Origin of the sequence: Acinetobacter sp. S4400-12 (assembly GCF_024129495.1) — a bacterium.
GTDB lineage: Bacteria > Pseudomonadota > Gammaproteobacteria > Pseudomonadales > Moraxellaceae > Acinetobacter > Acinetobacter lwoffii_C.
Window position 1 is genome coordinate 1 of the sequence record NZ_JAMXYB010000030.1, and the last position, 12,382, is coordinate 12,382.

The 12,382-nt window shown below is 42.9% G+C and carries 10 protein-coding genes; 7 read left to right on the top strand and 3 right to left on the bottom strand.

Features of this window, described 5'->3' with window-relative positions; all coding sequences use genetic code 11:
* Positions 1 to 1,055: 1,055 nt before the first annotated feature.
* The 5 genes from NI461_RS11060 (at position 1,056) to rnhB (ending at position 5,743) form a co-directional block, all read left to right on the top strand.
* A complete protein-coding gene (locus tag NI461_RS11060) occupies positions 1,056 to 2,378 on the top strand; it encodes an NCS2 family permease (protein WP_151206383.1) in 1,323 nt (440 codons plus the stop codon).
* 73 nt (positions 2,379 to 2,451) lie between these two features.
* The gene (locus NI461_RS11065) at positions 2,452 to 3,453 is read left to right on the top strand and encodes an adenosine deaminase (protein WP_151206382.1); all 1,002 of its coding nucleotides are present in this window, start codon (positions 2,452 to 2,454) and stop codon (positions 3,451 to 3,453) included.
* A 64-nt stretch (positions 3,454 to 3,517) separates the two neighbouring features.
* Positions 3,518 to 3,868 (top strand): hypothetical protein, encoded by a 351-nt coding sequence (locus NI461_RS11070; RefSeq protein ID WP_253153250.1) that lies wholly within the window; start codon positions 3,518 to 3,520, stop codon positions 3,866 to 3,868.
* Positions 3,869 to 4,721: 853 nt separating this feature from the next.
* Positions 4,722 to 5,096, top strand: a complete 375-nt coding sequence (locus NI461_RS11075; RefSeq protein ID WP_174659553.1) for a hypothetical protein — start codon at positions 4,722 to 4,724, stop codon at positions 5,094 to 5,096.
* 56 nt (positions 5,097 to 5,152) lie between these two features.
* Complete coding sequence (rnhB, locus tag NI461_RS11080; protein WP_151204471.1) at positions 5,153 to 5,743, top strand: ribonuclease HII; 591 nt, start codon at positions 5,153 to 5,155, stop codon at positions 5,741 to 5,743.
* A gap of 88 nt (positions 5,744 to 5,831) precedes the next feature.
* Here the strand turns inward: rnhB and csrA are convergent, their stop codons facing one another.
* From csrA to alaS, 3 genes are all read right to left on the bottom strand, one after another.
* The gene (gene csrA / locus NI461_RS11085) at positions 5,832 to 6,086 is read right to left on the bottom strand and encodes a carbon storage regulator CsrA (protein ID WP_151204472.1); all 255 of its coding nucleotides are present in this window, start codon (positions 6,084 to 6,086) and stop codon (positions 5,832 to 5,834) included.
* A gap of 251 nt (positions 6,087 to 6,337) precedes the next feature.
* A complete protein-coding gene (locus NI461_RS11090; RefSeq protein ID WP_174659554.1) occupies positions 6,338 to 7,618 on the bottom strand; it encodes an aspartate kinase in 1,281 nt (426 codons plus the stop codon).
* Between the two features lie 65 nt (positions 7,619 to 7,683).
* Complete coding sequence (alaS, locus tag NI461_RS11095) at positions 7,684 to 10,377, bottom strand: alanine--tRNA ligase (RefSeq protein WP_174659555.1); 2,694 nt, start codon at positions 10,375 to 10,377, stop codon at positions 7,684 to 7,686.
* Positions 10,378 to 10,762: 385 nt separating this feature from the next.
* Between alaS and NI461_RS11100 the strand changes: the two genes are divergently transcribed.
* Together NI461_RS11100 and NI461_RS11105 are read left to right on the top strand one after the other, a co-directional pair.
* Complete coding sequence (locus NI461_RS11100; RefSeq protein ID WP_174659556.1) at positions 10,763 to 11,791, top strand: type I glyceraldehyde-3-phosphate dehydrogenase; 1,029 nt, start codon at positions 10,763 to 10,765, stop codon at positions 11,789 to 11,791.
* 184 nt (positions 11,792 to 11,975) lie between these two features.
* Complete coding sequence (locus tag NI461_RS11105) at positions 11,976 to 12,269, top strand: hypothetical protein (protein ID WP_151204475.1); 294 nt, start codon at positions 11,976 to 11,978, stop codon at positions 12,267 to 12,269.
* Positions 12,270 to 12,382: the final 113 nt, after the last annotated feature.

The following is a 12,382-nucleotide window of genomic DNA, read 5'->3' on the forward strand; positions in this document are numbered from 1 at the left end:
GGACTAGAGTTGTGGGTTTTGTGTGGTAACTCAACTGATGGCTCTAGTCCTTCTGTTTTTCAAGTCCATTTCTTATCCGCGATTCGGGTTAAATATTATTAATATAGGAAATTATGTACTGTATTTGAAGGATTTTTTTGGAGACTCAATACAGATAAAATGAATAGGGTTTTAATGGTTTATATTGGAATGGATTTTACAGGTATTTAAATTCTAAAATATAAATAAATATTTGATCTTCATCATTTTAATATTATTAATGTATGGTATGAAATACGAGAAATAGATAGAAATAACGAACTTAATTAGATAAGTATTCAGTAAAATTTTAATCCAATAATTGAAAGCAGGGTTGCAAAACTCACGCTTTATCGGGTTAAATGTAAACTAAGTCACATATTTGTTAGGTTTTTGTTAGTATTGCTGTGATCGGGTAACAAAGTGGTTACAGAAAATGAAAACTTGCACGATTCCTATTTTTATAATCATTGTCAGTCTACTGAGCTATTATGTGCATCAGCAGGCACAGTTGAAAAAATATACAGAAATCCATCAAATTTTAAAGGAGGTTCAGCATTCACAAAAATTACTGGATTCTAATCGTCATCGGGATTAGATCGGAATTTTTCATTCATTATTAAAACAATAAAGTTAAACTAATTAAAAATAAATAAATAATAAATAAGACAAAATTAAGAAAAGACTTAAGCTGGATAGTTTGAATTTTAATAAATTATAAAATCAAAGAAGTAATAAGAAATCAATGTGTTATAATCTGAAAAATATAAATTTGGGTCGGCTTTTAGCTTTTTAAATGTCTGATCCGGATGAGGAAAAAGCTGCATAAAAGTTATGCAGCTTTTTTGTTTAAGTTGTTTTTGGGTGTTTATGGCGCGGTCCTTCTACTGTTGCTGTTGAAATATTTTGATCCGTCAGAGAGTAATGCTGGCATATTTATTGCTCACAGATCTTTAAGATTAATGAGGTATTTAATGAAATCTCATGAATCTGGCGGCATGCTCAAAGCATAAAATTTACTTCATAGGGGCTAGGTCATGGCGACTCCTAATCCATCTTCAGAAAATATGCTGGAACGTTTGTTTAAGCTGAGTGAGAACAAAACCAGTTTCCGTACAGAAGTTCTGGCTGGTGTAACTACATTTTTAACCATGTGTTACATCATTATTGTCAATCCAATGATTTTATCCGAAACCGGGATGGATCATGGGGCTGTCTTTGTTGCAACCTGTCTTGCAGCGGCTATTGGCTGTTTTGTGATGGGTTTAATCGCAAACTATCCGATTGCACTGGCACCGGGTATGGGACTCAATGCCTTCTTTACTTATTCTGTCTGTCTGGGAATGGGAGTGCCTTGGCAAACCGCATTGGGTGCGGTATTTGTCTCGGGGCTGGTCTTTATTGCGATCAGCCTGTTCAAGATTCGAGAGGCAATTGTAAATGCGATTCCAATGTCGCTCAAACTGGCGATTGGTGGGGGTATTGGTCTATTTCTGGCGCTGATTGCCCTCAAGAATGCGGGAATCATTGTTGATAATCCGGCTACTCTGGTCGGTTTGGGAGATTTAAAGCAACCTTCAGTATTGCTGGCTTTATTTGGTTTTCTGATGGTGGTAGTCATGCATCACTTTAAGGTGCGTGGTTCAATTATCATCAGTATTTTGGTATTAACTGCTATTTCTGCTGCAATGGGCTTAAGCGAGTTTAAAGGCGTTGTAGGTGCGGTACCTTCGATTACTCCAACCTTCATGCAAATGGACTTTGAAGGCTTGTTTACCGCAAGCTTGATTGGTGTCATTTTTGTCTTCTTTTTAGTCGACTTGTTTGACTCAACTGGTACGTTGGTTGGCGTTTCTCATCGCGCAGGCCTGCTAAAAGATGGCAAGTTGCCACGTTTGAAAAAAGCATTATTTGCCGACTCGTCCGCCATTGTTGCCGGTGCTGCATTGGGTACATCGTCTACAACCCCTTATATCGAGTCTTCTGCAGGTGTCGCAGCGGGTGGTCGTACCGGCTTAACCGCAGTAATTGTTGGCCTGTTATTTATTGCCTGTCTGTTTTTTGCTCCATTGGCACAATCAGTGCCCGGATTTGCCACTGCACCTGCCTTATTGTTTGTGGGTGTATTGATGATTCAGGGCATCGTACATATTGACTGGAACGATATTACAGAAGCAGTACCAGCATTTTTAACCATTGTATTTATGCCATTTACCTACTCAATTGCAGATGGTATTGCAATGGGTTTTATCAGCTATGCATTGATCAAGCTCCTGACCGGTCAAGCGAAGACCGTACCTTATATGGTATGGATTGTCGCTGTGCTGTGGGCCATTAAATTTGCGATGTTTGGCGGTTAATTTTTCTATATTTGGAAAGGGTGTAAACTCGGTTTGCGCCCTTTTTTATTTTCGGGATTTATGAGGAATCGTGATGAATCATCTTGAGTTGATCCGTGCTTTGCCTAAGGCGGAGCTGCATGTGCATATTGAAGGAACATTTGAACCTGAGCTGATGTTTGCAATTGCGCAACGTAATAAAGTTGCCATTCCATATCAATCGGTTGAGGAAGTTAAACAGGCTTATAATTTCCATAATTTACAATCATTTTTAGATATTTATTATGCAGGCGCAAATGTGCTGATTGATGAGCAGGATTTTTATGATCTGGCTTGGGCATATTTTGAAAAATGTGCAGAAGATCATGTGGTGCATAGCGAAATATTCTTTGATCCGCAAACCCATACTGACCGTGGTATTGCCTTTGCAACGGTAATCAACGGTTTGCAAAAAGCCTGTGAGGATGCAAAAACCAAGCTGGGGATCACCTCACATTTAATCATGTGTTTCTTACGCCATTTAAGTGAAGAGGCTGCATTTGAAACTTTGGAGCAGGCTTTAGCTTATAAAGATCAAATCATTGCTGTAGGGCTGGATTCCAGTGAAGTCGGGCATCCGCCTGCTAAATTTGAACGTGTCTTTGCCAAAGCCCGTGAAGCTGGTTTTCTGGTGGTGGCGCATGCGGGTGAAGAAGGGCCGGCAGAATATGTCTGGGAGGCTTTGGATCTGTTAAAAGTCAACCGTATCGACCATGGGGTGCGTTCAGAAGAAGATCCGGAACTGATGCAGCGCCTGATCGCTGAAAAAATGCCACTAACGGTTTGTCCATTATCCAACCTGAAGCTTTGTGTGGTAGAGAATATGCAGCAGCATAATATCCGTCGTCTATTGCAGCAGGGTGTGCATGTCACTGTCAATTCAGATGATCCATCCTATTTTGGTGGCTATATGAATGATAATTTTATTGCCATTACTGAAGCGCTGGATTTAAGCCAAGAGGAATTGAAACAGTTGGCGATTAATTCTTTTGAAGCTTCATTTATGTCTGAGACTGAAAAGACTCAATGGATTAGTAAGATTCATGCACTCGCCTAAGACCTAAAGCCTGCAAAAGACAGGACATACGCTGTCTTTACTTGCTCAATTAAATGAATTGAACATGAAAGTAAAATTATTGTGGCCAATGATTGCTGCTACCCTGATGAGTTCTGCCTGTAGCGATACCAGTATGGCCCGGAAAGCCCTGAAGCCTGTCATTGAATATCAGTGTGGCCAAGAGCTGAAAAGTTCTAAAGTCTGGAAAATAAGCACTTATCTGATGAGTGAATTACAGCAGCAAAAACTGGAACAAGAGGTGTGTGGCTGCGTTGGTGAACATGCGCTGAAAGAGATACCGGCTACGACCTTATTAAAAGCCACTGTGGATGAGGAACTTAAGGCTGAGCTGACCAAGCAGGCGCTTGCCAATAGCCTAAAAGGCTGTGCCACTGAGTATCTTCAAAATAAATAGCCTGAGTTGTTAGAGCTATTTATTTGATTCTGCAATTATTGGGGGGGCTGTCATGCTCTTCCGCACATGGTTTTTATCGAAAAATTGATGTTTGATCGCCACTGTAATATGACTGAGCAATCAGACTGCCAACATCCAGGATAGCCAGATAGCTAGTGGTTTGACAATACTAGTCCTGGCTGGGTTTTCTGAAATCAAAGCAGGCATATTAAATAAATATAAAACAGGCACCGGATAGCCTAAGCTCTAGCGATATGGGCAACCAGTAAGATGCAGGACAATTAACATGAAATATAAAGCCAGCCACTATGTTGTAGGTGGGTGATATTTTGCTTTGTATGCTGTTATTACCAAATTGGAAAGATAGCCAGATCCGTGTCAAACACAGAGGAGAGAAGTAATTCTAAATCTGCAAGGCTGTCCGTCGCTTTCATGTCGCATTTGGCTGGCTGCAGATTAGGTTGTTCTCTTTGATGAATAGCGGCTGGCGCTGTAAGCTTAAACTGAGCAGATCAGGCATGAAACCTAGGAAATATCGAGACTATTGTCAGACTTCATAAAATCTGAGAAATTTTTAGCTATATAAGCAAGAACAAAGCATCGCTTTGTTCATAGCGCAGGAGGATGAGCATGTTTTTTTACTGCTACCTCATTATGAGACATTCATTTAGAATGACTCAAGTTCCTGCCGCATTCCTTATATCAGCTAAAAAATCTTGCGAGATATCTTCCTTACTTCGCAAACAGGTGAATGATTAACAAGGTCTAAGCAGTTTTGTTATTTTTAGATTCCTTAATCATTGGAATTTCGGCACAATACCCCATATTTTTCTATTTGAAAAAGGACATCCTGATGAAAAAAATAGTAGCTGTGATGGCTCCCCTGGCTCTGCTTCTTTCTGCATGTGCAGCCACAGGCCCAGAGAACACCCAGCCAAGCACAAGTCAGCAATTGGGTACAGCGGCCTTAAAAATTGCAATCAATGCAAAATGTACAACTGAATTGAATAATGTGCCTGCTTGGCAGACAGTCACCCGATTGATGACGGCTACGCAAAAACAGGAAGTCCAGACAGAAATCTGTGGCTGTGTGAGTGAAAAAGCACCACAAAGCGTGACAGCCGTTGATTTGGCAACAGCTGCTATTGATCCTGCTGCGCGCGCAACAATTGTAAGCAATGTCGTAGCAAAAACGATTCACGCCTGTGTCGCAGAAGCTCTAAACTAAGCGGCAATGAAATTTGAATAGGCTGACAGGTACAGCCTATTTTTATGGGAAATGAAATGAAAATTGCTGGTGTAGATGAAGCAGGGCGGGGTCCACTGGTGGGATCGGTGGTGGCTGCGGCTGTAATTTTGGATCCGGATAATCCGATTGAAGGCTTGAACGATTCTAAAAAGCTCAGTGAAAAGAAACGGGAAAAGCTTTTTATCGAAATTCAGGAAAAAGCCTTGGCTTGGGCCATTGCAGAGGCGTCAGCAGCTGAAATTGATGAACACAATATTTTACAGGCCTCATTATTGGCGATGCGCCGTGCCGTAGAAGCCTTAAATCTCCAGCCGGATCATGTGCTGGTGGATGGTAATAAAGTCCCTCAAGGTCTGATGATGAGTTGTGAGGCGGTTGTAGGGGGAGATGCTTTACATGCTGAAATCTCCGCAGCCAGTATTCTGGCTAAAGTCAGCCGTGATCGTCAGATGCTGGAGATGGACCAGAAATATCCGCAATTTGGTTTTGCCAAACATAAGGGCTATCCGACCAAAGCGCATTTTGAAGCCATTGCTTTACACGGTGTAATTGATGAACACCGTCGCAGTTTTGGGCCGGTAAAGAAAGTCTTGGCAGCTGTACTTGAGCAGCAGCAAGCAGTTTAAATCTTGATTTATACTGGGCTAAACGGTATAAAAGCGAAGGCAGATAAATTTAAAGCGGCTTTAAAGCCGCTTTATAATGGACACTTAATTAACGGTTAAAGTTATTGGGTGTCTGATTTTCATCTTCATACGAAGGTTGATAATCCTGATCGATATGTTGAAGATGTTCATGCATCGCGCGTTCATGCTGGATACGTTGGTAAATCTCTTCACGGTGCACAGAGACTTCTTTTGGAGCATTGACCCCAATACGAACCTGATTACCTTTTACGCCAAGTACAGTCACACTGACCTGGTCTCCAATCATTAAAGTTTCCCCGACACGTCGAGTCAAAATCAGCATGTTTTTCTCCTTGCAAAACGCAAAACCTGCAATTTATTGATGTACTAAAAACACAACCTAAAATCACAAAAATAAAATTTGAACCAAAAAAAGCCTGTTAGCTAAGCTACAGATTTGAATCTGTCCAAATTTACAAAAAATTCCTTAGGCTTAATATAACAGAGCCACTATAAAAAAAACTATAGTGGCTCTGCATTTTTGTAGAGATTTATAAAATACTGTCAGACAAACGCAGTATTTTGCAGGTTCTCTTAAGCGCGTGCGTTAGATTCACCTTGTTCGCGGTCTAGACCGAAGGTAGTGTGAAGTGAACGAACGGCAAGCTCCAGATAATTCTCTTCGATGATCACTGAAATTTTGATTTCAGATGTAGAGATCATCAGGATGTTGATACTTTCATCCGCCAGAGCAGTGAACATTTTGCTGGCCACGCCTGCATGAGAGCGCATGCCTACACCAACAATCGATACTTTTACGATGTCATCACGAGTTGCCACTTCACGTGCACCAATTGCGCGGGCTGTTTCTTCCAAAATAGCTTTGGCTTTGGCGAGTTCACTACGATTAACAGTAAAGGTGAAGTCCGTTGTACCATCTTCTTCAACGTTCTGGATAATCATATCCACTTCGACATTGGCATCACCAATTGGCTTCAAGATTTTAGACGCAATACCGGGTTCATCAGGAACACCTAAGATAGTCAGTTTTGCTTCGTCACGATTAAATGCGATACCCGAGATGATTGGCTGTTCCATATTGTCTTCCGATTCAGTAGTAATAAGAGTTCCGACGTTATTTTTGAAGTCTTCGTCAAATGCGCCATCGTCCTCATTATCAAAGCTTGATAATACGCGTAAAGGTACCTGGTACTTGCCTGCAAATTCAACAGAGCGAATCTGTAGAACTTTAGAGCCTAAAGACGCCATTTCCAGCATTTCTTCAAAAGAAATACGGTCTACTTTTTTCGCTTTAGGTGCAACACGTGGGTCCGTGGTATACACGCCGTCAACATCTGTGTAAATCTGGCATTCATCGGCTTTTAATGCAGCAGCAAGGGCAACACCCGAGGTATCAGAACCTCCACGGCCTAAAGTGGTTGTATTGCCATTGGCATCAAAACCCTGGAAGCCTGCAACCACAATTACACGGCCTGCATCAAGGTTCTCGGTCAACACTGCAGTATCGATAGACTCAATACGTGCCTTGGTGAACGAACTGTCAGTTTTAATACCAACCTGGCGACCGGTAAGGGAAGTCGCTGCCACGCCAATTGAGTTGAGCGCCATCGCCAACATGGAAATCGTTACCTGCTCACCCGTAGAAACCATCTGGTCAAGCTCACGTGGGTCAGGGGTTTCGGTAATGGCCTTCGCGAGAGCAAGCAAGCGGTTGGTTTCACCACTCATAGCAGATACAACCACAACCACCTTGTGGCCATGGTCATGCCAGCGCTTCACACGACGAGCAACATTTAAAATGCGCTCGGGAGTACCCATTGAGGTACCGCCATATTTTTGAACGATTAATGCCATAGTTGTTCCATCTAAACCATGACCCTGATCTACCTATCAGAGTCAGTTACACAAAATGAAGTTTTTTATTTTGCTTGCAGCCAGGCTGACAGATCAGCCATGACAGGAGCAAACTTCTCGTTAAGTGGCGCGCCACCTTGTGCCAAGTCAGGTTTACCACCACCTTTACCGCCTAGCTCAGTCGCCAGATGTTTGATGATGTCACCTGCTTTAATAGACGCAGTAAAGTCCTTCGCTACAGATGCGATCAAGCTCACCTTGTCACCCTCTACACCTGCAAGCACAATGACTGCATTTTCTAATTTTGATTTCACACCATCATGTAGGTTGCGCAGTGATTTGGCATCCACGCCTTCAACAGTGGTAATCAGTGTTTTGCGACCAGCAAGTTCTTGAACCTGGCTTAACAGTTCGCCCGCTTGTAAGTTCGCCAGCTTTTGATTGAGCTGTTCAATCTGTTTTTGCAGGCGGGATGCGGTATCTACCAGTGCTTCAACTTTTTCAATCGTTTGATCTTTCTGTGCTTTTAACAGACCATTAATAGTGTTGATGTCGCGATCTGCTTTTTGCGCCACTTCTATCGCTTTAGTGCCGGTCACTGCTTCGATACGACGTATACCCGCCGCAACACCACCTTCAGAGGTAATTTTAAACAGGCCAATGTCACCTGTGCGTTTGACGTGAATACCGCCACACAGTTCGATCGAGAAGTTTTTCTCATCAATCACTGAGCCCATAGAAAGTACGCGAACTTCATCACCATACTTTTCACCAAATAGCATCATTGCGCCTTTGGCTTTGGCTGATTCAATGTCTAGAAGCTCAGTGGTCACGGGAGTGTTGGCAATTACTTCCGCATTCACAAGACGTTCAATTTCTTGCAGCTGTTCAAATGTTACAGGCTGGTCATTGGCAAAGTCAAAACGCAAGATGTCAGAGGCAACCAGGGAACCTTTTTGTTGAACGTGTGAACCTAGAGTTTGGCGCAGGGCAGCGTGTAACAGGTGAGTTGCAGAGTGGTTGCGTGCAGTGGCTGCACGGATGTCCGCTTTCACTGTTGCTTCTACGTTTTGAGTAACTTTTAAGTTACCCATAGTCACAATACCCTGGTGTACAAATGCACCGCCCGATTTTTTGGTATCTTGTACTTCAAAAATGCCTGTGTCGTTTTTGAAGAGTCCTGTATCACCAATCTGACCACCGCTTTCTGCATAGAACGGTGTCTGGTTGAGTACGATGAGTGCTTCATCGCCTTCAACGACTTCATCAACCTGTTCACCATCTTTATAGATCGCGATGATTTGACCTTGGCCTTGAGTGGCATCATAGCCATCAAACTGGGTTTCACCTTCAACTTTAACCACGCTGTTATAGTCGATGGCAAATTTACCTGCATCGCGTGCACGTTGACGTTGTGCAGCCATTTCAACATCAAAGCCAGCTTCGTCAATGGTCAAATCACGCTCACGCGCGATATCTGCAGTCAGGTCGGTCGGGAAGCCATAGGTGTCATAAAGCTTGAATACTACTTCGCCCGGAATAACTGAACCTTTTAGATTTGCCAGTTCGCCTTCAAGTAATTTCAAACCTTGTTCAAGTGTTTTTGCAAACTGTTCTTCTTCTTTTAGCAATGCAGCTTCGATACGTGCTTTGTTTGCTTCAAGTTCAGGGTAAGCTTGACCCATGATTTCAATTAAAGGTTGCAGCATTTTATGGAAGAATGAGCCAGTCGCACCCAGCTTGTTACCGTGACGAACCGCACGGCGGATAATACGGCGCAGTACATAGCCACGGCCTTCATTAGATGGATTGACACCATCAGCAATCAGGAAGCAGCAAGAACGGGCATGGTCAGCCACGACTTTTAATGAAGCAGGGTACTGAACTGGCGTGCCTTTATCGGCAGCTTCAGCTTGAAGTGTGGCAGTATCCAGACCAATGATTTCAGCCGCAGCCTTAAGCAAGTGCTGGAACAGGTCAATTTCGTAGTTGGAATTCACATGTTGCAGAACAGCAGAAATACGTTCCAGGCCCATGCCGGTATCTACAGAAGGTGCTGGAAGCGGGTGAAGCACGCCATCTGCAGTACGGTTGAACTGCATAAAGACGTTGTTCCAGATTTCAATGAAACGATCACCATCTTCTTCAGGTGTGCCTGGCAAGCCGCCCCAGATATGCTCGCCATGGTCAAAGAAGATTTCAGAACATGGACCGCAAGGACCGGTGTCACCCATCGCCCAGAAGTTGTCTGATGCGTATTTTTCGCCTTTATTATCACCAATACGAATAATACGGCTTGCATCTAGGCCAATTTCTTTGTTCCAGATGTCGAAGGCTTCGTCATCGGTGTGGTAAACAGTGGCATACAGTTTATCTTTAGGCAGTGCCAGCCAGTCGTCACCTGTCAGGAAGTCCCAGGCAAATTTGATCGCATCCCGTTTGAAGTAATCACCAAAAGAGAAGTTACCCAGCATTTCAAAGAAAGTATGGTGACGTGCGGTATAGCCAACGTTGTCCAGGTCATTATGCTTACCGCCAGCACGGACACATTTCTGTGATGACACTGCACGCACATAGTCACGCTTTTCAAGCCCTAGGAAGCAGTCTTTGAACTGGTTCATCCCTGCGTTGGTAAACAGCAAGGTAGGATCATTGGCCGGTACCAGAGAACTCGAAGCGACACGTGTATGCCCTTGCGATTCAAAGTAACGCAAAAATGCTTCACGAATTTCAGCTGATGTCATAAAACGAGTACTCACAACCAAGTCACTCCATAATTTCTGGTTTGGCTAAAAGCAGGACAGTCTGACAAGAGGGTAAGTTCTTTGCTGCCGTGCAGGCTTAAATTTTTAAAAACGCCAAATTATAACGGAAAATGCCTGTTCGACCAATCATTTTAAAATCAATTGCTATGATTTATTTGCAGGGGCAGGCCGGAGATTTTCCAAATTAAAACTTATAAAGAAGAATATGACATTTCAGGCTTTTTTGAGCAGACTGAAAAACTGGATTTCTGAATATGGTCTGTTTGATCGGAAATGGAAACATCGAAAATTCCTATTTTCCCTAAAGTTTTTGCGGTACTGTGAGAGAAATCCATTAATATAGAAGCGTTTTTAATATCGGCACATAAAAGGTTAGGTCATGCAACGAGTGGCAATCAATGGGTTTGGGCGTATTGGACGAAATGTGCTGCGTGCCTGGTTTGAAAATCCGAAAGCTTTTAATTTTGAGATTGTTGCCATTAACGATATTGCCAATGTCGAAACTTTACTGCATCTGTTCAAGTATGATTCAACGCATGGCCGTTTTCCTGGACAGGTGGACTTAAGCTATGATGCTGAACATATTTATCTGCATGTTGCCTATCAAGAGGCGTGCTTAAAAGTCCAGGTCTTATGCCAGGCCAATCCGGTGCAGTTGCCGTGGAAAAACCTGGAAGTCGATGTGGTGCTGGAGTGTACCGGTCTGTTCCGTTCCCGTGAAGCTGCGACCCAGCATATTCATGCCGGTGCAAAACGTGTGATTATCGGTGCAGCACCCTTCGATACGGTAGATGCCGCGATTGTATATGGCGTTAACCATCATGAGGTCAAAGTGTCTGACCAGATCATTTCCAGTGTTTCCTGTACCACACAGGCTTTGGTTCCCTTGGTGAAAATCATTGATGATGCCTTTGGGATAGATACCGCCCTGATGACAGAAATTCATGCCGTCACCGCAGATCAAAGTGTACTGGATCAGGCGCATCGTGATTTAAGACGTGCGCGGGCTTCGGGACAGAATATTATTCCGACCACTTCAAGTGCGCTCGGTGCCTTAAAACAGGTCATGCCGAAAATGACTGACCGGATTGATGGATATTCAATACGGGTGCCAACCATTAATGTGGCTGCAATTGACTTGACCTTTATTTCTCAGTTACCGATTACTGAGCACAACTTAAATGAAGTGCTGATCAAGGCGGCGCGTCAGGACTTTGCCGAGATTATGTCCGTCACTGATGAGCCTTTAGTATCTTCGGATTTCAACCATTCGCCTTATTCGCTGATCGTAGACCTGACCCAGACGCTGGTCATTGGGCATCAAGCCAAAGTCTTTGCCTGGTATGATAACGAATGGGGATATGCCAACCGCTTATTAGACCTCTGTGAGTCTTTTCAGTCACATTAAGTTTATTTTACAAAAGCACCCTGAACCGGGTGCTTTTTGATTAAAAGGCAGATAACAAACAGAGCGGCAGAACAGGAGTGAAGCAATTGATCGAAAAGCACTGGATTTATGTATAAAAGCTCTATGAACTACAGGTTTTTTGGTTAAGATAAGGATAATTAAATGAAATAAGAGCAACGATACGATGTTGATTTGGGGATTTATTATACTATTGACTGTGGCTGTCATTTTTCTGATCTGGTTGCAATTCAATAATAATGATTATTCAACTGCTGTACAGGGGGTACCAGTTGAAGATAAGGTGGCACATTTAGAGGAAAATTTAAAAAAGACCTTGGAAATCGTTCAGGATCTGGCAAAGAAAATGCATGTACAGCAGGAAATGCTGGATCAGACTACGGCCAAGCTACAAAAAGTAGAGCTACAAAATGCCGAGCTGGTCAGTTTGCTGGCACAAGTGGTTGATCTGAAAAAATAACAAGAAATAAATTCATTTAAAAAGTGACCAATGTTACCCGATTTGTCTTGGAAAATATTCGGGAAGTTTTTCCCGAAGATCACCCTTTAAATAATTTTAGAAACTTTAGAAGG